Here is a 21,641-nt window from a genome sequence, read left to right as displayed (position 1 = left end):
TGCCCGCTCTCTATATTTTCTCCAGCAAAGCACCTGAACCTCACGCTTGCGGAGAACAATAACAATGCCTGAACACACCGCTAACCCCGTGCGCCGCGACTACAGCCTCACCGGCCCTGAAGCCGCGCGCGCCCTCGAGAAAGGCCTGGTCTCGGCCAGTTGGTACCAGTCGCCGATTTCCCGCAAACGCATGAAAGAACTGATGCAGCGCCGCGACGGCCCGGCCTTGCGCGACACCGCCCTGTGGTTCGCAGCGTTGTTCGCCACTGGCTTTGGCGGCTACTGGTTTTGGGGCTCCTGGGCCTGCGTCCCGTTTTTCATCGCCTATGGCGTGCTCTACGGCACTGCGTCCAACCCGCGCTGGCACGAGACCGGCCACGGCACCGCGTTCAAGACCCGCTGGATGAACGACGTGCTCTACCAGGTCGCCAGCTTCATGTGCATCTTCGAACCCCATGTGTGGCGCTGGAGCCATGCGCGGCACCACACCGACACCATCGTGGTAGGTCGTGATCCGGAGATCGTCGAGCCGCGTCCGCCGAGTTTCCTGATGATGGTCTTGAGCGTGTTCAACCTGCCGCTGGCGTGGAAAACCTTCAGTGGCGTGGCGCGTCATGCCGTGGGCCGGATGAGTGCCGAGGAAGCGGACTTCATCCCCGAATCCGAATGGCCCAAGGTGTTCCGCGCCGCACGTATCTGGGTGGGGGTCTATGCCGTGGTCATCGGCCTCGCGTTGTACCTGCACAGCGGGTTGCCGCTGATGCTGGTGGGCCTGCCGAGCCTTTATGGTGCGTGGCTCGGCTACCTGTTCGGCCTTACCCAGCACGTGGGCCTGGCTGAAGACGTGCTGGACCACCGCAGCAACTGCCGCACCATCTACATGAACCGCGTGCTGCGCTTTATCTACATGGACATGAACTACCACCTCGAACACCACATGTACCCGATGGTGCCGTACCACGCCCTGGCGCAACTGCATGAAGAGATTCGCGGCGACTGCCCGCCGCCATACGCGAATATTTTCGACGCGTACAAGGAGATCCTGCCGACTATCTGGAAGCAGCGCAGCGATCCGAACTACTTCATCCAGCGCCCGATTCCCGGGATGAGCGAGCCTGGTGTGCAGAGCCAGCCTGCTTGCGCTGAGGGACGCGGCAGCGCCAATCAGGCCACCGCGTTTTTCCAGACAAATCCGGACAGCTGAGCGAGGGGCTGCTTCGCGGCCCAGCGCGAGCCAGCTCGCTCACCACAGAAAAGCTCGCTCACCACACAAAAGCGGGCTCACCCCAGCTAAGCCTGTCACTTGGAGACAACTGCCATGAACGATCAATGGATCGACGTCTGCGCCGTGGGCGAAATAGACGAGGAAGACGTGCTGCGCTTCGATCACGGGGCCCACACCTATGCCGTGTACCGCTCGGCCGAGAATGAATTCTTTGCCACCGCCGGCCTGTGCACCCACGAGAAAATCCACCTCGCCGCTGGCCTGGTGATGGACCACGTGATCGAGTGCCCCAAGCACAACGGCCGCTTCGATTACCGCACCGGCAAGGCGATGGGCGCGCCGGTGTGCGTCAACCTCAAGACTTACCCGGTGCGGGTTGAAGCGGGGCGGGTGTTGCTCGCCGTCACGGCCTGAACATGAACGCACCTATCCTCATCGTCGGCGCCGGGCATGCCGGCGGCCGTGCAGCGCTGACCCTGCGCGAAGAAGGCTACACCGGGCGGCTGATCCTGATCGGCGACGAACCTCACGTGCCCTACGAACGTCCACCCTTGTCCAAGGGCTTGCTGCAAGGCTCGGCGGACCTGGCGTCGTGCAGCCTGTGCGATCACGAGCGGCTGAATGCGCTGGGCATCGAACACATCGCCGGTAATCCCGTGACCCGGCTGGAGCCGCAACAACAGCGCCTGCAACTGGCCGATGGGCAATGGCTGCCCTACGCCGGGTTGCTGCTGGCCACGGGCGGTCGGGCGCGGCGCCTGCCTCAGGAGCAGGCCAATGTGCTGTACCTGCGCACCCACGACGAAGCGTTGGCCCTGCGCGATTCGTTGACCCCCGGCACCCGGCTGGTGGTGGTGGGCGGCGGGTTTATCGGCCTGGAAGTCGCAGCGACGGCGCGTGGCCTCGGCTGTGAGGTGACGCTGCTGGAAGCCGGGCCGCGCTTGGCCGGCCGGGTGTTGCCGCCGGTCATCTCCGAGGCGTTACTGGATTTGCACCGCCAACAGGGTGTGGACGTGCGGGTGAACGTCGCACTGGCGTCGATCCAGGCCGACGGCGTACTGCTGGTGGATGGGCAACGGCTGCCGTGCGACTGGGTGGTGGTGGGGATCGGCATGCAGCCCAACATCGAACTGGCCACGGCGGCGGGGTTGGCGGTGGGGCAGGGGATTCGGGTGGACGCCCACCTGCGTACCAGCGCGCCGAATATCTACGCCGCCGGGGATGTGTGTGAGTTCCAGCTCGATGGCCAGTACCAGCGCCAGGAAACCTGGCGCAACGCCGAGGCCCAGGGCCGGCACGCGGCGCTGAACCTGCTGGGGCGTGAGGTGCCGTTCGAGGCGCTCCCCGGTTTCTGGTCCGATCAATACGACTGGGGTTTGCAGACCGTTGGCGGGATGACCGCGTTCAGCGTCACACGCGCCTTGCCGGACGGCGGCCTGCTGCTGTTCTTCCTCGACACCGAGCGGCGTCTGCAGGGTGCCTGCGGCTGGGCTCGCGGCAATGGCGTGGCCAAGGACATCAAGCTCTGCGAACGCCTGATCAGCGCCGGTATTGCGCTCGACACGGCCAACCTGATCAACCCCGATCTGTCACTCAAACAGCTGCTGCGAGGCTGATATGCGCGAACTGCTGGTATTCCAATCCCTGTGGGCCATGCAAACCGAACCCGGCCCGCTGGAGGTTCAACTCGACCGCATCAAGGCCGCCGGTTTCGACGGCATCACCGACCATTACTGGAAGCCCGCCGATGTCGCGCGCCTGCATGCTGCCGCTACTGCAAGGGGCCTGCAGATTGAAGGGCAATTGTTCCCGCAGACGGTAGACGACCTGGCGGCCGCACTGGATGTGATCAGCCGCTATGGCTGCCATCACCTCACCCTGCAGGCCGACGTGCGCCCGCGCACCCAACGTGAAGCGGCACGCCTGGTGGAAGGCTGGCAGCGCCTGGCCGAGCAGGTGGATTTCCCGGTGTTGCTGGAGACGCATCGTTACCGGCTGACCAGCGACCTGCTGTTCACCCTCGACCTGATTGCGCAAATGCCGGATTTGAAGCTGCTCGCCGATTTGTCCCATTACGTGGTCGGGCGTGAGCTGCCCGAGCCGGGTGCGCTGGAAGACGACGAGCAGATCCGCACCGTCCTGCGCCACAGCTGGGGGTTCCATGGCCGCGTGGCCAGCAGTGAACAGGTGCAGGTCTCGCTGGACTTCCCCCAGCACCAGCCCTGGGTACAGCGTTTCACCGAATGGTGGCGCTACGGAATTGAAGACTGGCTGGCCCGCCCGCACACGCCACAAAGCCTGTCCTTCACCTGCGAACTGGGGCCGCCGCCGTATGCGATCACCGGTGCGGATGGCCGCGAGCTCAGCGATCGCTGGGCCGAAGCGTTAAAGCTGCAGGGCCTGATCCGCGACCTGTGGCAGGCCAGCGCCGGTTCAGCTCAGTAACCCGGTGCTGACGGCCACGATCAGGAAGATTCCCAGCAACGCACGGTAGATCACGAATGGCCAGGTGGAGAACCGCTCCAGGTACTTCATCAGGCCCCAGATGGCAAAGAACGCCGAGACACTCGCCACCACCAGGCCAAACAGCAAATGCGGCCAGGCATGGGCCGGCAGGTCGGCGCGCAGCAGTACCCACAGTTCCTTGAGGCCGGCGAGGGCGATGGCTGGCAGGCCCAGCAGGAAGGAAAACCGTGCCGCCTCCTCACGCTTGAAGTTCAGGAACAACGCTGCGGTCAGGGTGGAGCCGCTGCGCGACACCCCGGGGATCAACGCGCCTATCTGCGCAAGGCCCACGATCAACGCATCGCGCAGGCGCATCTGGCCTATTTCCCGGCTGTGGCGCGCGCGCACTTCGGCCACGGCCAACAGCACCGCCATCACCACGCAGGAAATCCCGATCACCAGCAGCCCGCGCAGCGGCGAGTTGCACGTATTCAGGGTCGAGGACAATGCCAGGCCGGCAAAGCCGATGGGCAGGGTCGCCAGCACGATCGCCACGGCCAGCTTGAACCAGCGATCATTGAAATCACCCCGACGCACCGCGCCGATGCTGCCGGTGGTGACCTGGCGCACATCGCGCCAGAAATAACTGACCACTGCCGCCAATGCGGCCAACTGCATCGCCGCCGAAAACGCCGAGCCAGGGTCCTGCCAGCCGAGCAGGGTAGGGACGACACGCATATGGGCAGTGGACGACACCGGGAGCAGTTCGGTGATGCCCTGGATCACGCCCAGGATAAAAATCTGCAGGTAATCCAGGGACGCGAAACCCACGTCCAGGCCGGCGGAACAGACGTTCGTCACGATACGAATCCTTGAGACAGCGCGGTAAGTCGGCGGAGTCTATGCGAAATATGTGCGGGTTTCGGGCGGGGCAGGGGCTATTTGCAATCGGTTCAGCAAGTAGAAAGGTTAGTGGACTGCACACCTGTTTTGTGAACAATGGCGCCCTGCGTTTTTGCACCGAGAGTCCCATGCCCGAAACCACCGTTGAATTGATCCAGACCGGCCCCGATGAGGCCGAGCTGATCCGCAATCTCTACCAGTATTACGCCTACGAGTCGTCTGACTGGGAACAGGAAGATGTCGAAGGGGACGGCCGTTTCTACATTCACGACGAACACCTGTCGCGCTACTGGCAAGACCCGCAGTGGAGCGCCAACCTGTTGCTGGTGGACGGCTATATCGCCGGCTTCCTGTTGATCGAAGGCAGTGAGCTACCGGGCATCGACGCGCTGGAGCTGGCCGACCTGTTCATCCTCAAGCGCTACCGGCGCAAAGGCATCGGCCGGGCGATCGCCAGCCAGGTGCTGTGCAGCGGCGAGGCCAATTGGCTGGTGCGCTTCTATGACCAGGATGAAGTGTCCCAGGCGTTCTGGCGCACGGTCCTCGACACCCTGCCGCGCCCGGTGCAGACCCTTGAGCTGGACGATGACCCGCAGTTGGTGACCTACCTGATCACGCGGGCAGCGTTGCATTAAACGCCTGCTGCATCACCTGCGGCGGTTGCCCGAAGGCGCGCAGGAAGGCCTGGCGCATGCGCTCGCGATCACCGAAGCCGGTTTCGCGGGCGACCACTTCCACCGGGTGGCGACTGGTTTCCATCATCAGGCGCGCGGCTTCTACGCGTAGCAGTTCGATGGCCTTGGCCGGCGTCTGCCCGGTTTCCTCGCGAAACACCCGGCTGAACTGGCGCGGGCTTAGCCGCGCCACGTCGGCCAGGGCTTCCACCGATAAATCGTGGGTGAGGTTCTCGCGGGCGTAGGCCATGGCCAGTTGTACGCGGTCTGACTTGGGGTCCAGTTCCAGCAGCGCCGACAACTGCGACTGCTCGCTGCCCCGACGCTGGGCGATCACCAACTTGCGCGCGATGCGCCGCGCCAGGTCGCTGCCCAGGTCGTTCTCCACCATGGCCAGCGCCAGGTCCACACCGGCGCTCATGCCGGCGCCGGTCCATATCTGGCCGTCCACCACGAACAGTTTGTCTTCTTCCAGTTGGATATGAGGGTAGCGCTTGCGAAACGCCGGCGCATGGATCCAATGGGTGGTGGTGCGCTTGCCTTCCAGCAAACCGGCCTCTGCCAGCACGAAGATGCCCATGCACAACGAGGCCACGCGCCGCGACTGCGCCGAAGCGGCCTTGACCTGTTCGAGCAGGTTGGCTTCCGGCAGACGGAACTCCATGTAGCCGCCGACGATCAATGTGTCATAGCCGTCGGCGCGAATCGGCGTGGTGTTTACCGAGAAACCCTGGGACGTCATCACTGCGCCGCCGCTCTCCGACACCAGGTGGAATTCATAGGCCGGTTCGCCGCGCAGCAGGTTCGCGCACTCGAACACCGAGCCCACGCTGAGGCTCAGGCATTCGAAATTTGGGTAAACCAGCAGCGCAACGCTGTGCATGGTGTTTCTCCAGCAGGGTGAGGAGTGGATTGTCGGCGGCTGGCAGGCAAACGGCAACTGTCATCGGGGCATGTCCGAAAACCTTGCGGATATGACGTTGTGACGCGATGCCCAGGCTCCTAAGATTCAACCCACAGTCATTCATCCAAAGGCACTCGACAATGAAAGTATTGATGGTATTGACCTCTCACGATCAGTTGGGCAACACCGGCCGCAAGACCGGCTTCTGGCTTGAAGAGTTTGCCGCACCTTATTACGCGTTCAAGGACGCTGGCGCCGAGGTCGTGCTGGCATCCCCGGCCGGCGGCCAGCCACCCCTGGACCCGGTCAGCGATTTGCCGGATTTCCAGACCGAGCAAACCCATCGCTTCGCCGCCGACCCGGCTGCGCAGCAGGCCTTGGCCACCACCCTGAAGCTGGACACGGTCAATGCCAGTGACTTCGACACCGTGTTCTACCCAGGCGGCCATGGCCCGCTGTGGGACCTGGCGGAGTCGCAGACTTCCATCGCGCTGATCGAGGCCTTCGAGCGGGCCGGCAAGCCCATCGGCTTTGTCTGCCATGCGCCGGGCGTGCTGCGTCACGTCAAGGCGGTCAATGGTGAGCCGCTGGTCAAGGGCCGTCGCGTCACCGGGTTCTCCAACTCGGAAGAAGCCGCAGTGGAGTTGACCGATGTGGTGCCGTTTCTGATTGAAGATGAATTCAAGCAGCTTGGCGGCACCTACGAGAAGGGCGCCGACTGGCAATCCTTCGTGATCGTCGATGGCTTGCTGGTCACCGGGCAGAACCCCGGCAGCTCCAGCGACGTGGCCAAGGCGCTGCTCAAACTCACCGCGTAACTCAATCAACGGCCGTATCGATTGGCGACTCTCCGGAGTCGCCATGCTTTTGCTCGTCCCGAATTTGGAAAACCCCATGACAGCTACCGTTCTAAGCACCCCGATTACGCTGGGCCATCACACCCTGGGCAACCGTATCGTGCTGCCACCCTTGACACGTCAACGCAGTGCCCAACCCGGTGACATCGCCACCGACCTCATGGCCGAGTACTACCGCCAGCGCGCCACGGCCGGTTTCATGGTCAGTGAAGGCACGCAGATCGAGCCCCGTGGCCAGGGTTACGCGTGGACGCCGGGCATCTACAGCGCGGCGCAGGTCGACGGTTGGCGCAAGGTGACCGATGCGGTGCATGCCGAAGGCGGGGTGATCTTTGCTCAGCTGTGGCATGTTGGGCGCGTCTCTCATCACGCGTTGCAGCCAGACGGCGCAGCGCCGGTCGCGCCGTCTGCGATCCAGCCGACGCAGGTCAAGGCCTTCATCGAAACCGCCCCGGGTACCGGTGAGTTGGTACAGCCGCCGGTACCACGGGCGTTGAGCACGCGGGAGGTCAAGGATTTGGTCGGGTTTTATGCCGAGGCTGCGCGTAACGCGATGGCCGCCGGGTTTGACGGTGTGGAGATTCACTCGGCCAACGGCTACCTGGTCAACCAGTTCATCTCGGCCCATGCCAACCAGCGCGATGACGAATACGGTGGGTCGCTGGACAACCGCCTGCGGTTCCTGCGGGAAATCGTCGAGGCGGTGAGCGATGCCGTGGGCTCGCAGCGCCTGGGCGTGCGCTTTTCACCGCTGTTCAGCGGCACCGACCAGGACCGCGTCTACATCGGCCTGGTGGAGGAAGACCCGCATCACACCTACATCGAAGCCATCAAGGTGCTGGAAGCGGCGAACATTGCCTACGTGTCGATCGCCGAAGCCGACTGGGACAATGCACCTGAACTGCCGGAAACCTTCCGCCGTGCCGTGCGCGAAACATTCAGCGGGCGGGTTATCTACGCCGGGCGCTACACCGCCGAGCGTGGCGAGAAACTGGTGAACGCGGGTCTGGCGGATTTGATCGCCTTTGGCCGACCGTTCATTGCCAACCCGGACCTGCCCCAGCGGATTTTCAACGGCTGGCCGCTGAACCCGCTGCGACCCGAGGGCATGTACGGTGGTTCGGAGCAGGGGTATACCGACTACCCTGCCTACGGCTGAGAACACAGATGGATCAGTGTTGTTGATCAAGTGTGGGCAGGGGCATGCTCGCGAAGGCGGTGTATCCATCAGTGCATCCGGTGCCTGACCCACCGCTTTAGCAGGCAAGCCAGCCCCCACACTGGATTGTCGGTGTGTTGAAAATCGTGGCATGCCGCCGGGTCGATGATTGGCCAATCAGGGCATCTGAAGCGGGCACGATTCGAATATGGGTTTGCACCTGCCTTCGCGGGTGTGTCTAGGACACGCGCAACACAATCTTGCCGATATGCTCCCCACCTTCCATCCGCGCATGGGCCTTGTCCGCTTCGGTGTAGTCGAACACCTGGTCGATCATCGGCAGGCAGCGCCCGGCTGACAGCGCCGGCCATACGTGTTCGCGCAGTTGTTCGGCGATCTGTGCCTTTTCCTCTTTGGTGCGCGCGCGCAGCAGCGAGCCGGTGACGATGGCGCGCTTGCCGAGAATGGTGAGCAAATCCACCTCGTTGGCCTTGGCGCCGCCCAGGAAACCCAGCATCACCAGGCGGCCGTCCATGCTCAGGGCCTTGAGGTTGTTGTTGAGGTAGGAGCCACCCATGATGTCGAGGATCACATTCACGCCCTGGCTGCCGATGACCTCGGCGAAATCCTGCTCGCGATAATTGATCGCCTCGGCGCCCAGGCCGCGGATGGCGGCGCATTTGTCTTCACTGCCGGCAGTGGCGAAGGCCTGGATGCCGAACTCGCGGCATAGCATCAGCGCGGTGGTGCCGATGCCGCTGGTACCGCCGTGGACCAGCACGCGCTGGCCCTTGTGGGCGCCGCCGATGCTGAACAGGTTGGCCCAGACAGTGAAGAAGGTTTCCGGAATCGCCGCCGCTTGAATCCATGACAGGCCGTCGGGAATCGGCAATGCCTGGCCGGCGGGCACTGCGCAATATTGCGCGTAACCGCCACCGTTGGTCAGCGCACACACCTTGTCGCCGACGGCGAAGTCGCTGACGCCCTCGCCGAGTGCCGCCACTTCACCGGCCACTTCCAGGCCGGGGTAGGGGCTCATGCCGGGTTTCATCGGGTACTTGCCGGCACGTTGCAGGGCGTCGGGGCGGTTGACGCCGGCCGCGTGCACGCGGATCAGGATCTCGCCGGGCGCCGGGGAGGGCAGCGGCACCTGGCGCGGCTTGAGCACCTCGGGGCCGCCGGGGGTGGTGATTTCGATCAGGGTCATGTCGGTGGGCAGGGTCATTGTGCAAGTCCTGTAGCGGTAAGCGTATGGGTTGGGACCGTCGCGACGGGCCGGCGGTTCACCGCAAGCATGCCCAGTTCCAGCAGCAGCGCGACCACGATCGCTCCGGCCGCGATCACGAACAGCAGCGCATGGTGGCCGCCGCTGCCGTTGAACAGCGCCGAGTAGGCAAACCCGGACAGCGCCTGGAACGTGGCGAAGGATACCGTGGCCCGGCTCCATGCCCGCTGTTGCTGATGGTGGTTGGGCAGCAGTTCATGCACGCGGGCCAGCGCCAGTGGCACGATGCCCGGCGGGAACGAGCCGAGGAGTACGGCCAGCACCGCCAGTGCGGTGAACGAGTGGGCCAGTGGCAGCAGGCCGACGGCAATGGCCTGCGCCACCAGCACCAGGCGAATGCTCGAGCGGGCACCGAGTTTGTCCGCGAGGAAGCCGTAGGTCACCGGCCCGACAATCGAGCCCAGGCCATACATCACCCAGATCATCGCGCCGACATGGGCGCCATCACCCAGGCCTCGCGCCACGTAGTCCACCAGGAACACCATGGCGGGTACGAGGCCCGCGGCCATGAAGGCGTACTGGGCGAACAGCAGGTAGACGCCCGCAGGTGTGGGCGCTGCAGTGCCCGTCTGAAGCGGTGCTTCATGCACGCTGGCGTGGGGCCAGGCGAACCAACTGGCTGCCGTCAGCACCAGCGCCAACAGGCCGAGGCCGAACCACGTCTGTTGCAGGCCCAGGCTCAACAGCGGCGGGACCAGGGTGCCCGAGGCGGCAATGCCCAGGCCGATGCCGAGGAAGATCGCCCCGCTGGCCAGGCCACGACGCGCCGCCGGTACATGGGGCAGCACGGTCGCGGCCACCAGCACCATGATCGCGCCCCCGGCGATGCCCGAGAGCAGGCGCCAGCCGAAGAACCACGCCACCGACAACGGGAAACCACAGGCAAAGAACGCCAGCGTCACCGCCACCATCATCAGGCGCAGGGCGCTGGTGTTGGAGGTGCGCTGGGCGAGGGGGCGACCGATCAGCGCGCCGATCAGGTAACCCACCAGGTTGGCGGCGCCGAGGTACACCACGTCGTAGGCGGAGAACCACTGGGCCTGGATCAGGGTGGGGATCAACGGTGTATAGGCGAACCGCGCCAGGCCGATGCTGACCAAGCTGGCGCAGAGGCCGGCGAAAATGGGCAGCCAGATCGAGCTGCGGGGAGACGCGTGAGTGTCGAGCATGGTGGCTGTCCTGGGTATTTTTTCTGGTGGCCAGCATATCCAGCTATGATGATGCAATAATGCTGCGAATTGGCGTCACACTGATGCATAAACGCAGCATGGAGAACACTATGAACTGGGACGATGCCCGGGTATTCCTGGCGGTGTGTCGCGAATCCAGCTTGCGCGGCGCAGCGCGGGTGTTGGGAGTGGACCAGGCCACGGTCGGGCGGCGGGTGAATGCGCTGGAGAAATCCCTCAGTGCAACGTTGTTCCTGCGCACCTCCGAGGGTTACGCACTGACCGCCGTGGGTGAGGCCGCGTTGCTTTCGGTGGAGAAAATGGAGCGCTCGGCCCTGGACCTCGAGCGCCAGATCCAGGGCCTGGACGACCGCCTCACCGGCACCGTGCGGGTGAGTACCACCGACTCCCTCGCCATCGATTTCCTGATCCCGGCCATCGCGTGCCTGCACGCCAGGCACCCGGACGTGCGCGTGCAACTGGACGCCTCCACCCAGATCCTCAGCCTGGCCAAGCGTGAAGCCGACATCGCCGTGCGCAACACCCGCCCGGACAACCCGGACCTGATCGCCCGCCGCCTCGCGCGCTGGCCGGTGGGGTTGTTTGCCGCCCAGTCCTACATTGACCGCCACGGCATGCCGACGCCGGGCAGCCTGTTCGAAGGCCACGACCTGGTGGTGTACCAACCCTATCTGCAAAGCCAGAAGGACCTGACGCTGGTCTCCGAACCCTTGGGCCGTGGGCGCATAGTCGCGGCCTTGAGTTCCAGTCTGCTGGTGCGCCGCTCGCTCGCTGCCGGCCTGGGCATTGGTGAAATCCCGGTGCACAGCGGTGAGCTGGACGGCCTGGTGCGCCTATGGCCCGAGCGCACACGGCCGCTGCCTTACGATGTGTGGTTGGTGACCCACGCCGACCTGCGCCACACCGCGCGGGTACGGGCGGTGATCGATGAGATCGTCGCAGTGTTTGCCGGCACCGGCGACTGAGGTCAGCACAGGCTTGCAAGCGTTGATGCGTGCGTGTGGACACAATCGATCCCGATCGATTCTCGACGCACATGGAGCGCATATGAACGAAGCAAGACGTCAGGACCTGGGGCTGTTGTTTCTGCGGGTCAGTGGGGCGCTGTTCCTGCTGTGGGTGCATGGCTTGCCCAAGTTGCTCAACTACAGCGAGCAATTGAAGCTGATCGAAGACCCGTTTCACCTGGGGGCGACGATCACGTTGCTGTTGGCGATTTTTGCCGAGGTGCTGTGCCCGCTGCTGATCATCGCCGGGGTGCTGGTGCGCCTGGCGTGCTTGCCGATCCTGAGCGTGCTGCTGATTGCGCTGGTGGTGGTGCACCCGGAGTGGACGCTGTTTGAAGCGCAGTTTGGCTGGTTGTTGCTGATCATCTTCACGACGTTGCTGATCAGCGGGCCGGGGCGGTGGGTGGTGGGTAAACCGGCTGTGTGAGGAAGCTTTTGTAGTGAGCGGGCTTGCCCCGCTCACCACAATGACCGCGTCTGCCGATCAGCGTTGCAGGAACGCCAGCAGGTCTTCGTTCAGTTGCTGCGTGTGGGTCGCGGCAAAACCGTGCGGCGCGTCCTTGTAGACTTTCAGCTCGGCGCCCTTGATCAACTGGGCGGCCACCTTGCCGGTGGTTTCGAACGGCACGATCTGGTCACCATCACCGTGGATCACCAGGGTCGGTACGTCGATCTTGGCCATGTCCGGGCGGAAGTCGGTGTCGGCGAACGCACCGACGCAATCGACGGTGGCCTTGAGCGATGCCAGCAGGGCGATTTGCAGGGTCTGGGTCAGCACGCCTTCGGAGACGACCTGGCCTTTGTTGAGGCCAAAGAACGGCGTATTGAAATCGGCGATGAACTGCGCGCGGTCCTTGAGCAGGCCGGCCTTGATACCGTCGAACACTTCGGCGGGCACGCCTTGCGGGTAGTCGGCGGTCTGGCCGAAGATCGGCGTGACGGCGCCCAGCAGCACCAGGCCGGCGACACGGGCACTGCCGTGGCGTGCAATGTAGCGCGACACGTCACCGCCACCCATGGAGAAGCCGACCAGAGTCACGTCCTGGAGGTCCAGGTGTTCGATCAACTGGGCGATGTCGTCGGCGAAGGTATTGTAGTCGTTGCCGGTCCACGGCTGGTTCGAGCGGCCAAAACCGCGACGGTCGAACGCGATGGTGCGGTAGCCGCGGCTGCTCAGGTATTCCATCTGGTATTCCCACATGTCCGCGTCCAGTGGCCAGCCGTGGCTGAACAGCACGGGCTTGCCGCTGCCCCAATCCTTGAAATAAATCTGGGTTCCGTCTTTGGCAACAAAAGTGCTCATGGATAACTCCTGGTTGGGGGCAAAAGGCCTCCAGCTCACTATTGCGGCAAACCGGACGAAGGGCTTGTACGGGTGTGCTCGGTTGAACGGTTCAGCGTCTATGCTGGTCCACTGACCTCTCATGTCCGATCACACAGGTGAACGAAATGGCCAAGACCTACAGCTACGCCGCCCAGAACGCCAAGGATGCCCTCAAGCCCTTTACCTTCGAGCGGCGCGCGCCGGGGGCGGATGACGTGCAGCTCGACATTCTGTATTGCGGCGTATGCCACTCCGACCTGCACACCGCGCGCAACGAGTGGCACAACACCCTTTACCCGTCGGTACCCGGCCACGAAATCGTCGGCCGCGTCACGGCGGTGGGCGCCAATGTGAAGGCATTCAAGGTGGGTGATTTGGCGGGCGTCGGTTGCATGGTCGACAGCTGCCAGCATTGCGCTTCCTGCGCCGAGGGCGAGGAACAGTATTGCGAGAACGGCTTTACCGGCACCTACAACGGGCCGGTGTTCGGCGGTGAAAACACCTATGGCGGCTATTCCGACAGCATCGTGGTCAAGGAGAAGTTCGTATTGCGCATCTCCCACGACGACGCCAACCTGGCGGCCGTGGCGCCGCTGCTGTGTGCGGGGATTACCACGTATTCGCCGCTGCACCACTGGAAGGTCGGGCCCGGCAAGAAGGTCGGTGTGGTCGGCCTCGGAGGCCTGGGCCATATGGCGGTGAAAATCGCCCACGCCATGGGCGCCCATGTGACGCTGTTCACCACCTCGCCCAACAAACGTGAAGACGGCCTGCGCCTGGGCGCAGACCAGGTGGTGGTGTCGAAAAACCCTGATGAAATGGCCAAGGTCGCCAACAGCCTGGACTTCATCCTCAACACCGTCGCCGCGCCCCACGACCTGGATGCATTCCTCAACCTGCTCAAGCGCGACGGCACGATGACTCTGGTCGGCGCCCCCGACAGCCCGCACCCGTCGCCCAACGTGTTCAACCTGATCTTCAAGCGCCGCACCCTGGCCGGCTCGTTGATCGGCGGCATCCAGGAGACCCAGGACATGCTGGACTTCTGCGCCCGGCACGGGATTGTATCGGATGTGGAGATGATCGATATCCAGGGCATCAACGAGGCGTATGAACGGATGCTCAAAGGCGATGTGAAGTACCGCTTCGTGATCGACATGGCCAGCCTCAAGAAAGAAACCCACGCGGCCTGATGCCCTGTGGCGTTGCGTCATGGGGATAAGTGCGCCAACCTTGGTGGCCTCATCCCCACGACCAAAGCCCGCCATGCAAGCCACCCGCCTGACCCTCATCTGCCACGCCGTCACGCCCCTGCAAAAACAGGGGCGGTTTTGCGATGACGAGGCAGTGGCCATGGATGGGCAGGGGGCGCCACTGTCACTGGCCATGCGCTACAAAAAGAGCCGGCGTCTGCTGTGTGGCCCTGAGGCGCGCACCCGGCAGACGGCGGGCTTGTTCGGCGCTGACGCGCTGATCGAGCCCGCTTTGCGCGATGCCGATCTGGGCCGATGGAAAGGCCAGGACATCGCTCGGCTGGATGCTGACGAGTTGGACGCCTGGCTGACCGACAGCCGCAGCGCGCCCCATGGCGGCGAGTCGCTGGAGCAGCTGTGCACACGCGTGAGCCAGTGGATGCAGACGCTGGAAGGCCAGCCCGGCCATGTCGTTGCCATCACCCACCCCTTGGTGATCCGCGCCGCGATGCTCTACGTGATGCGGTTTCCGTTCGCGATGTTCTACCGCATCGACGTCGAACCGTTGTCCGCCACCGAGCTGCGCTTCAATAACCTGTGGCGCCTGCGCCTGGAAACTCACGCCTGACCCCGTGAACATGGCAAAATCCACGCCCCGCAATGAGAGCAACCCATGAAACGCATCCTGATCATCGGCATCGGCGCCGGCAACCCTGACTACATCACGATGCAGGCCGTGAAGGCGCTGAACCGCACCGACGTGTTTTTCCTGATGGACAAGGGTCAGAGCAAGGACAAGCTGATCGACCTGCGTCGTGAAATCTGCGAGACCTACATCACCGAACCCGGCTACCGCTTCGTCGAGGCCGACTGCCCTGAGCGCGTGCGCGGTGACATCGACTACACCACCGCCGTGCAGGACTTGAATCGCGACAAGCAGCAAACCTTCGAGCGCATGATCAACGAGGAAATGGCTGACGGTGAGGTGGGTGCATTCCTGGCCTGGGGCGACCCGGCGCTGTACGACAGCACCCTCCGTATCCTGCAGGCGATTCTGGCCAGCGGTCGCTGCGAGTTTGAGTTCGAGGTGATCCCCGGCATCACCAGCGTGCAGGCCCTGGCGGCCCAACATAAAGTGGCGCTGAACCGCATCGGCAAGTCGGTTGAAATCACCACCGGACGCCGGCTGGCGGCAGGGCAGGCGAGTGATGCGGACACCCTGGTGGTGATGCTCGACGCGGAAGATTCCTACCGCACCGTGGCGGATCAGGACCTGGACATCTACTGGGGCGCCTACCTGGGCACGCCGGATGAAATCCTCATCAGCGGCAAGGTGAGCGACGTGGCGGGTGAAATCGAACAGGTCCGCAAGGCCGCGCGCCAGGCCAATGGCTGGATCATGGACACTTACTTGCTGCGTAAACCCTGATTCTGCAGGCGCCGGCAAGCCGGCGCCTGCATAAGGGGATTATTTGCTGCCGGTGATCTGCTTGACCAGCAGCGCATGGCCTTTCACATCATCGGCACGGGAAATCGCCTGGATCACCAGCAGGTGGTTACCCGAACCGCCAAGGAACGTGGAATTCAGCGTCTTGCCACCGCCCTGGGTCGCCGTGCTGTCCACCTGGCGAAGGCCCAGGCCCTTGAAATCGAGTTTTTTCTCGCCGGTTTTCTTGAAGTCGGGCAGGGCGGCGCCCTGGTCCTTGACGAAGCCAGCCACGGCGCCGTCGAGAAACTGCGGGTCATTGTCCTTGATGGTGACGCCGTCACTGCGCACGGTTTCGGCGACGATCACCACGCTTTTGGTGGTCTGGTTGGCGTAGAGCGTGCCCTGGGTCGCGGCAGTGCCATCTTCGGCAGCGCCAACCGGCAGGGTATCTACGGTGTAGGCCTTGGGCAGGTCAAAGGTGAACTTGCCGCCCAGGGTGGAGATGGTCTGCGTGGTGGGCTTGCTGGCGGCGAATGCGCTGCCGGTGGCCAGTACGAGGGCCAGCAGGGCTGCGGTCTTGGTGAAGGTGGCCATGAAGCGCTCCAGGGGTAAACGAAATTGCGGAACATTCTGTCAGAAAATTCGCAATCTCGTTCACCGCCAGCCTCACACTCTGTCGGACTCTTCCTCAAGACGATCCATTTCAAACAGCCGCGCCAGTTCGCTACGGGCTTCCTGGGCGCTTTGCAGCACCTTGGCCGCGTCGTCGTACACCGCGTGTTGGGCGGCGAGCAATTGCAGGTCGTGGTTCTTGAAACGGGTGATGCGTGCGTCTGCCTGGGTTTCGCTCAAGCCCAGGCCCACCAGGGTGCGGCGGCTCATTTCCAGGCTGGAGTAGAAGGTCTCGCGCACCGGTGACGCATCCAGGTCCACCAGACGGTGCACGTGCTGGCGGTTACGGGCGCGGGCGATGATCTTCATGTGCGGGTAGAGGTTGCGCACCAACTCGGCAGTCTTGATGTTGATCTCCGGGTCGTCCATGGCGATCACGAAGAATTCCGCCTGGTCGACCTTGGCCGCGTGCAGGATCTCGGGGCGCTGCGGATCGCCGTAGAACACCGGCATGCCACCAAAGCTGCGGGTCAGTTCGATGGTTTCCACCGAGGTGTCCAGGGCAATGAACGAGATGTTCTGCGCACGCAGAATCCGCGCGACGATCTGGCCCATGCGGCCCATGCCGGCGATCACCACGCGCGGTGCGTCGGTTTCGATGGTGCGGTATTCCTCCGGCACTTCCACCGGCTTGACCTTGGGCTTGAACAGCTTCGGACACACCAGCAGCAACAGCGGCGTCACCGCCATCGACAGGGTGATGGTCAGCACCAGCACGTCGTACAGGTGCGGTTCGAACAGGCCCTGGTCGCGGCCGATCTTGAACACCACGAAGGCAAATTCGCCCCCGGCGGCCAGCACCACGCCCAGGCGCAGCGCGCTTTCGCGGTTGAGGTCGCCCACCATGCGGCCCACGGCGTACAGCAATGGCAACTTCAAGCCGATCAGCAGCAGGGTCAGGCCGATCACCAGCAGCGGTGCGCTGAGCAGCAGGCTGAGGTTGGCGCCCATGCCCACGCTGATGAAGAACAGGCCCAGCAGCAGGCCCTTGAACGGTTCGATCTGGGACTCCAGTTCGTGGCGGTATTCCGAGTCCGCCAGCAGCAGGCCGGCGAGGAAGGCGCCGAGGGCCATGGACACACCCACCAGTTCCATCAGCCAGGCGGTGCCAATCACTACCAGCAACGCGGTGGCCGTCGACACTTCACGCAGCCCGGTCTTGGCGACGATGCGAAACACCGGACGCAACAGATAGCGCCCGCCGATGATCACCACGGTGATGCTGCCCAGGATCTGCAGCACATGTTGCAGGCCCTGGGCCTCGGTGGTGGGGTGATCGCTGCCGGCCAGCAGGGGCACCATGGCGATCAGCGGGATCGCGGCGATGTCCTGGAACAGCAGCACCGCGAACGCCAGGCGCCCGTGGGGCTGGTTCAGCTCCTTGCGTTCCGCCAGGCTTTGCAGGCCAAACGCGGTTGACGACAACGCCAGGCCCAGGCCCAGCACGATGGCGCTGTTCCACGACTGGCCAAACAGCCATAGGGCCACTACCCCCATGACCAGGCCGGTGAGCAACACCTGCGCCAGGCCGACGCCAAACACCGCCTTGCGCATGACCCACAAACGTTTCGGCGACAACTCCAGGCCGATGATGAACAGCAGCAACACCACCCCCAGCTCGGAAAACTGCGCCACGCTCTGCGGGTTGCCCACCAGCCCCAGTACCGATGGGCCGATGATCACACCGGCGAACAGATAGCCCAGCACGGCGCCCAATTGCAGGCGCTTGGCCAGGGGCACGGTCAGCACGGCGGCGAGCAGGAACACCACGGCTGCTTGTAACAGGTTGCCTTCATGGGGCATTGAGAACTCCAGGATCTTTAAAACCAATCAACAGGCAGGTATTAGAGCGCTTTTTACGTTTCGAAAATTGTGTTTTTGCGGGGTCCGGGTGCGGTGGAACACCTTTTTTGCACGGGGCCGTAGGCATTGCGGGGTCATTGGAAGGATGTTCAAACACTTTCCCGAGGGTGGCGGGTGCCATCCTCCGCCCGGCGATATAACCCCACCGCCAACCCCACGATGATCACCGCAATCGAAACCAGCTCTGGCGTGGACACGCGCTCGCCGAGGATCAGCAACGAGCTGGCGATGCCGAACACCGGTATCAGCAGCGACAGCGGCGCCACGGTGGAGACGGGGTACAGCTTGAGCAGTGAGTTCCAGCCCCAGTAGGCGAAATGGGTCGCCAGGCAGACCTGGAACAGGATCGACAACAGGGCCGTCAGGTCCAGGCTGGCGTGCAGGTTTTCGAACGGGGCGCTGCCGTGCAGCAGCCAGGCGACGAGAAACAGTGGGATCGGCGGGATCAGGCTGGTCCACACCATGAACGCGAAGATCTCCTTGACCCCCGATAGCTTGATGATCACGTTGCCGACGCTCCAGGCCAGCGCGCTGAACACGATCAGCATCACCCCCAGCACGGCGTGGCTGCCGTGCTGGCTGGCGATGATGCCCGCCAGGCCGATCAAGGCCAGCACTGCGCCCACGCGCTGGGTGCGTCGAATCGTCTCGTGGAAGAGCACCACGCCCCAGCCCAGGGTGAAAAACACGCTCAGTTGAATGATCAACGAGGCGATGCCCGGGCTCACGCCCACCTGGATTGCGTAATTGATCACGCCCCACATGCCCAGCCCGAAAATAAGGCCATAGGCGGCCACATAGCGGAATGGCACAGCCGGGCGCTTGACGAAGAACACCAGCGGCAGGGCGGCAAGGGCAAAGCGGATACCGGTGAGGACAAACGGGTCGAGGGCGCGCAGGCCCAGTTTGGTGATGGGGAAATTGACGCCCCAGACCAGGGTGACCAGCACGGCCAGGGCGAGGTGTTTCTTCAGCATGGGATTTCCTTTGGGCAGTGCGTCAAAGGCGTCGATGGTAGGGCGCGGGTCGGTGGCCCGCTTGCAATGCCGGGTCATGGTTTGACAATATCGGGCCATGATTCCAGTTTTCGATGCCGATAGCCCTGATGCCGTGGTGACCCTGCGTGAATTCCCGTCCGGCACGGTGTTCGCGCGGCACTCGCACCCTCGCGGCCAGTTCGCATATGCCGCCACCGGGGCGCTGAAAATGTTCACCGACCTCGGCAACTGGGTGGTGCCGCCCCAGCGCGCCATCTGGGTGCCCGCCGGTGTGCCCCATGAAATGCACATGCGCGGCGATGTGCTGATGCTCAATACCTACCTGGAGGCTGACGCCGCTGCCGGTGCCGGGTTGCAGGCGCGTTGCCAGGTGTTTGCCGTGTCGTCCCTGCTCAGGCATTTGCTTGAGGCTGCGCTGGCGATTGAGCCTGCGGCGCCGCCCACGGTTCGACACCAATGCGTACTGACATTGCTGATGGACGAAATCGGCGCCATGCCGGAGCTGCCCCTCAGCGTGCCTTTGCCCGACGAACCGCGGCTGGCGCGAGCCTGCCAGCGCTTTATGGACGCACCTACGCAGCAAATCTGCCTGGATACCATGGCCGGTTGGGCGAACATGAGCCGGCGCACCTTCACGCGGCAGTTCCAGGCCAGTACCGGGATGACGTTCGTGGCCTGGCGCCAACAGGTGTGCCTGCTCGAAGCAACGGCACGCCTCAGTCAGGCCAGCTCGATCACCGAGGTGGCGTTGCAATTGGGCTTCAGCAGCTCCAGCGCCTTCACCTCGGTATTCCGCCGGCATCTGGGCGACTCGCCGGCGCGCTACCTGGCCAGATCCCGGGCAGCAGCGCTGTTCTGACCCACGCCGGTCAGGATTCACTTCGCAGCAGGGCGTGCTTTGTTACTATCGCCGTCCACCGTCACCAGGAGTCACCGGTCCATGCAGCACCAGTGGGATGAAATGCACCGCACCCGCAAGCCCACCTTTGTGCTGTGTGGCGAGCCCCAGGGGGATGTGCTCAATCTCTACGTCCACGGGTATTCGGCGTTCTTCAACCAGCAGCAGCTGGGCAGCTTCAAGGCGCAACTCGCGGGTATCGAAGGCTCCACCAACTTGATGCTGTTCTGGCCGGCGGGGCATTTCCTCGAGAACCTCTTCGCGCCGTTCAAGGACGTGATCAGCGCGATGCTCGGCGGCGGCAACCTGGGCGCGGCGACGGTGGGCGTGGGCAAGGCGATTGCATATTTTCTCGACCACTACAAAAGCGTCGAGGCCCGGGTGGACGAAGTGGCCAGGACCTTGCTCCCGGAGCTCGCCAGCTACTTGCACGGTGAATCCCTTGAGGTACGACGTATCAACCTGATCGGCCATTCCCTGGGCGCGCGCATTCTGGTCAAGAGCCTGCTGGCCAGCCCCGAGACCGCCCGCGAACTGCCGTTGGACAACGTGCTGCTGATGGGCGGCGCCATTTGTACCTCGAGTCCTTGGGATGAGGTGTCGGCGCCGCTCAAGGGCCGGGTGATCAACTGCCATTCCAGCAAGGACTGGGCCCTGGCCATCAAGCCGGACACCGAGCGCTGCATCGGTCGTTATGCCATCCCACTGACCCCGGCGCTCAAGGCCAAGGTCACCAATGTGCACCTGGCGACCTTTGACCACGCGGCCTATTGGCCGCAGTTGCAGACGGTGGTGCAGTACACCGACTTGCTGCACGAACGGCGCGGCATGATCCGTTCCGACCAGCGCAGCAGCGAGGTACGATTTGCCGAGGAAGACAATGAGCTGTTCCCGGCACTGGTGCAGGCGCGGCCGGACGAACTCAGGTTCCTCGCCGAACTGATGGCGCAAAAGCGCAGCGCGACGATCGATGCCACCGTGCGTGAACCCCTCAAGCTCGCGATTGAATTGCAGCGCATGGGCGGCGACAGCTTCATGAATATTGCCCGGGGCCATGGCGTGAGTTATCGCCAGATGGCCGAAGACGTGGCGCAGCGCCTGGGCATCAAGTTTGACCAGGCGCTGGAGCGCGTTGCGCTCGCCGACATCGAGGCCCAGGTCGCGGAAACCCTCATCGCGCAGTACAAGGACAAACTCAGCAACGCCGACCGCCAGGTATTCGAGGCTGAGCTGAAGGCGGCGGCGCAAAAAGAGCAGGGCATCTTCAATCGGTTCGATGTGGGGCGCTCGGCCACGACGGCCTTGAGCGGCACGGCGCTGGCGGGGTTGACCGGCTTCATATTGCGCCGGGGCGCGGCGACGGCGATTCCGGTGGTGGGGCAGGCGTTGGCGGCGGCCATGTTGCTGGTCACTGGGGTGCGTGCGTTTTCCGGCCCGGCGTACTCCATCACCACCTTGGCAGTGTTGGTGATCGGGGTGATTCGCCAACGCATGGAGCGCGAAGCGCTGAACCAGGAGATGGACCTGGTGGTGCAGGTGGTGGACGCCTTTGATTTGCCCCGGGACACGGTAATGCGCACGGTTGCATCCGACTGTTAAGCTGCGCCCCTGTCTA

Annotated in this window: 22 protein-coding genes; 14 read left to right on the top strand and 8 right to left on the bottom strand. The window is 63.8% G+C overall.

The features are described 5' to 3' along the window. The first annotated feature begins 64 nt into the window (after nucleotides 1–64). From CQ041_RS22735 to CQ041_RS22720, 4 genes are all read left to right on the top strand, one after another. The gene (locus tag CQ041_RS22735; protein WP_105525239.1) at nucleotides 65–1,204 is read left to right on the top strand and encodes a fatty acid desaturase family protein; all 1,140 of its coding nucleotides are present in this window, start codon (nucleotides 65–67) and stop codon (nucleotides 1,202–1,204) included. Nucleotides 1,205–1,318: 114 nt separating this feature from the next. Further along, nucleotides 1,319–1,639 (top strand): MocE family 2Fe-2S type ferredoxin, encoded by a 321-nt coding sequence (locus CQ041_RS22730; RefSeq protein ID WP_105525240.1) that lies wholly within the window; start codon nucleotides 1,319–1,321, stop codon nucleotides 1,637–1,639. A gap of 2 nt (nucleotides 1,640–1,641) precedes the next feature. Next, the gene (locus CQ041_RS22725; protein ID WP_105649058.1) at nucleotides 1,642–2,841 is read left to right on the top strand and encodes an NAD(P)/FAD-dependent oxidoreductase; all 1,200 of its coding nucleotides are present in this window, start codon (nucleotides 1,642–1,644) and stop codon (nucleotides 2,839–2,841) included. A 1-nt stretch (nucleotide 2,842) separates the two neighbouring features. Continuing rightward, the gene (locus CQ041_RS22720) at nucleotides 2,843–3,670 is read left to right on the top strand and encodes a sugar phosphate isomerase/epimerase (RefSeq protein ID WP_105523783.1); all 828 of its coding nucleotides are present in this window, start codon (nucleotides 2,843–2,845) and stop codon (nucleotides 3,668–3,670) included. Here CQ041_RS22720 and CQ041_RS22715 read toward each other — a convergent pair. Beyond that, complete coding sequence (locus CQ041_RS22715) at nucleotides 3,659–4,531, bottom strand: undecaprenyl-diphosphate phosphatase (protein WP_105523782.1); 873 nt, start codon at nucleotides 4,529–4,531, stop codon at nucleotides 3,659–3,661. The two genes, CQ041_RS22720 and CQ041_RS22715, sit on opposite strands and share 12 nt — an antisense overlap. A gap of 170 nt (nucleotides 4,532–4,701) precedes the next feature. Between CQ041_RS22715 and CQ041_RS22710 the strand changes: the two genes are divergently transcribed. Beyond that, the gene (locus CQ041_RS22710; RefSeq protein WP_105523781.1) at nucleotides 4,702–5,208 is read left to right on the top strand and encodes a GNAT family N-acetyltransferase; all 507 of its coding nucleotides are present in this window, start codon (nucleotides 4,702–4,704) and stop codon (nucleotides 5,206–5,208) included. Here CQ041_RS22710 and CQ041_RS22705 read toward each other — a convergent pair. Beyond that, a complete protein-coding gene (locus tag CQ041_RS22705; RefSeq protein WP_105523780.1) occupies nucleotides 5,186–6,130 on the bottom strand; it encodes a GlxA family transcriptional regulator in 945 nt (314 codons plus the stop codon). The genes CQ041_RS22710 and CQ041_RS22705 overlap by 23 nt on opposite strands. A 161-nt stretch (nucleotides 6,131–6,291) precedes the next feature. On the opposite strand from CQ041_RS22705, the gene CQ041_RS22700 reads away from it, so the two are divergent. Together CQ041_RS22700 and CQ041_RS22695 are read left to right on the top strand one after the other, a co-directional pair. Continuing rightward, nucleotides 6,292–6,969, top strand: a complete 678-nt coding sequence (locus CQ041_RS22700) for a type 1 glutamine amidotransferase domain-containing protein (RefSeq protein ID WP_105523779.1) — start codon at nucleotides 6,292–6,294, stop codon at nucleotides 6,967–6,969. Nucleotides 6,970–7,045: 76 nt separating this feature from the next. Further along, complete coding sequence (locus CQ041_RS22695) at nucleotides 7,046–8,167, top strand: alkene reductase (protein WP_105523778.1); 1,122 nt, start codon at nucleotides 7,046–7,048, stop codon at nucleotides 8,165–8,167. Between the two features lie 238 nt (nucleotides 8,168–8,405). Here the strand turns inward: CQ041_RS22695 and CQ041_RS22690 are convergent, their stop codons facing one another. Both CQ041_RS22690 and CQ041_RS22685 read right to left on the bottom strand, forming a co-directional pair. Next, the gene (locus CQ041_RS22690; RefSeq protein WP_105523777.1) at nucleotides 8,406–9,392 is read right to left on the bottom strand and encodes an NAD(P)H-quinone oxidoreductase; all 987 of its coding nucleotides are present in this window, start codon (nucleotides 9,390–9,392) and stop codon (nucleotides 8,406–8,408) included. Further along, nucleotides 9,389–10,621, bottom strand: coding sequence for a YbfB/YjiJ family MFS transporter (locus tag CQ041_RS22685; protein ID WP_105523776.1), 1,233 nt, complete (start codon nucleotides 10,619–10,621; stop codon nucleotides 9,389–9,391). The genes CQ041_RS22690 and CQ041_RS22685 overlap by 4 nt, the downstream gene beginning before the upstream one ends. Before the next feature lie 110 nt (nucleotides 10,622–10,731). Between CQ041_RS22685 and CQ041_RS22680 the strand changes: the two genes are divergently transcribed. Beyond that, complete coding sequence (locus CQ041_RS22680) at nucleotides 10,732–11,607, top strand: LysR family transcriptional regulator (protein WP_105523775.1); 876 nt, start codon at nucleotides 10,732–10,734, stop codon at nucleotides 11,605–11,607. Between the two features lie 82 nt (nucleotides 11,608–11,689). Further along, nucleotides 11,690–12,076: a DoxX family protein gene (locus tag CQ041_RS22675; RefSeq protein WP_105523774.1), complete on the top strand. Its 387-nt coding sequence runs from the start codon at nucleotides 11,690–11,692 to the stop codon at nucleotides 12,074–12,076. 57 nt (nucleotides 12,077–12,133) lie between these two features. Here the strand turns inward: CQ041_RS22675 and CQ041_RS22670 are convergent, their stop codons facing one another. Continuing rightward, on the bottom strand, nucleotides 12,134–12,952 hold the full coding sequence (locus CQ041_RS22670) for an alpha/beta fold hydrolase (protein WP_105523773.1): 819 nt from the start codon (nucleotides 12,950–12,952) through the stop codon (nucleotides 12,134–12,136). A gap of 146 nt (nucleotides 12,953–13,098) precedes the next feature. Here CQ041_RS22670 and CQ041_RS22665 point away from each other — a divergent pair, with 146 nt between their 5' ends. From CQ041_RS22665 to cobF, 3 genes are all read left to right on the top strand, one after another. Then, nucleotides 13,099–14,166: an NAD(P)-dependent alcohol dehydrogenase gene (locus tag CQ041_RS22665; RefSeq protein ID WP_105523772.1), complete on the top strand. Its 1,068-nt coding sequence runs from the start codon at nucleotides 13,099–13,101 to the stop codon at nucleotides 14,164–14,166. Nucleotides 14,167–14,239: 73 nt separating this feature from the next. Continuing rightward, the gene (locus CQ041_RS22660) at nucleotides 14,240–14,794 is read left to right on the top strand and encodes a histidine phosphatase family protein (RefSeq protein ID WP_105523771.1); all 555 of its coding nucleotides are present in this window, start codon (nucleotides 14,240–14,242) and stop codon (nucleotides 14,792–14,794) included. Nucleotides 14,795–14,839: 45 nt separating this feature from the next. Continuing rightward, nucleotides 14,840–15,595: a precorrin-6A synthase (deacetylating) gene (cobF, locus tag CQ041_RS22655; RefSeq protein ID WP_105523770.1), complete on the top strand. Its 756-nt coding sequence runs from the start codon at nucleotides 14,840–14,842 to the stop codon at nucleotides 15,593–15,595. A 39-nt stretch (nucleotides 15,596–15,634) separates the two neighbouring features. On the opposite strand, the gene CQ041_RS22650 is transcribed toward cobF, so the two are convergent. The 3 genes from CQ041_RS22650 to CQ041_RS22640 all read right to left on the bottom strand — a co-directional run bounded on the left by CQ041_RS22650 (nucleotide 15,635) and on the right by CQ041_RS22640 (nucleotide 19,107). Next, on the bottom strand, nucleotides 15,635–16,189 hold the full coding sequence (locus CQ041_RS22650; RefSeq protein ID WP_105523769.1) for a hypothetical protein: 555 nt from the start codon (nucleotides 16,187–16,189) through the stop codon (nucleotides 15,635–15,637). 72 nt (nucleotides 16,190–16,261) lie between these two features. Continuing rightward, on the bottom strand, nucleotides 16,262–18,070 hold the full coding sequence (locus CQ041_RS22645; RefSeq protein WP_105523768.1) for a monovalent cation:proton antiporter-2 (CPA2) family protein: 1,809 nt from the start codon (nucleotides 18,068–18,070) through the stop codon (nucleotides 16,262–16,264). Between the two features lie 149 nt (nucleotides 18,071–18,219). Beyond that, on the bottom strand, nucleotides 18,220–19,107 hold the full coding sequence (locus CQ041_RS22640) for an EamA family transporter (protein ID WP_105523767.1): 888 nt from the start codon (nucleotides 19,105–19,107) through the stop codon (nucleotides 18,220–18,222). A gap of 97 nt (nucleotides 19,108–19,204) precedes the next feature. Between CQ041_RS22640 and CQ041_RS22635 the strand changes: the two genes are divergently transcribed. Together CQ041_RS22635 and CQ041_RS22630 are read left to right on the top strand one after the other, a co-directional pair. Beyond that, nucleotides 19,205–19,987 carry a helix-turn-helix domain-containing protein gene (locus CQ041_RS22635; RefSeq protein ID WP_105523766.1) on the top strand — a complete coding sequence of 261 codons (783 nt, stop codon included), beginning with the start codon at nucleotides 19,205–19,207 and terminating at the stop codon, nucleotides 19,985–19,987. A gap of 81 nt (nucleotides 19,988–20,068) precedes the next feature. Continuing rightward, the gene (locus CQ041_RS22630; protein ID WP_105523765.1) at nucleotides 20,069–21,625 is read left to right on the top strand and encodes a DUF726 domain-containing protein; all 1,557 of its coding nucleotides are present in this window, start codon (nucleotides 20,069–20,071) and stop codon (nucleotides 21,623–21,625) included. The last annotated feature ends 16 nt before the right edge of the window (nucleotides 21,626–21,641 follow it).

Source organism: Pseudomonas sp. MYb60 (assembly GCF_002979555.1).
Classification (GTDB): domain Bacteria; phylum Pseudomonadota; class Gammaproteobacteria; order Pseudomonadales; family Pseudomonadaceae; genus Aquipseudomonas.
The sequence above is the reverse complement of the archived record's forward strand: the minus strand, read 5'-3'. Positions and strand labels throughout refer to the sequence as shown.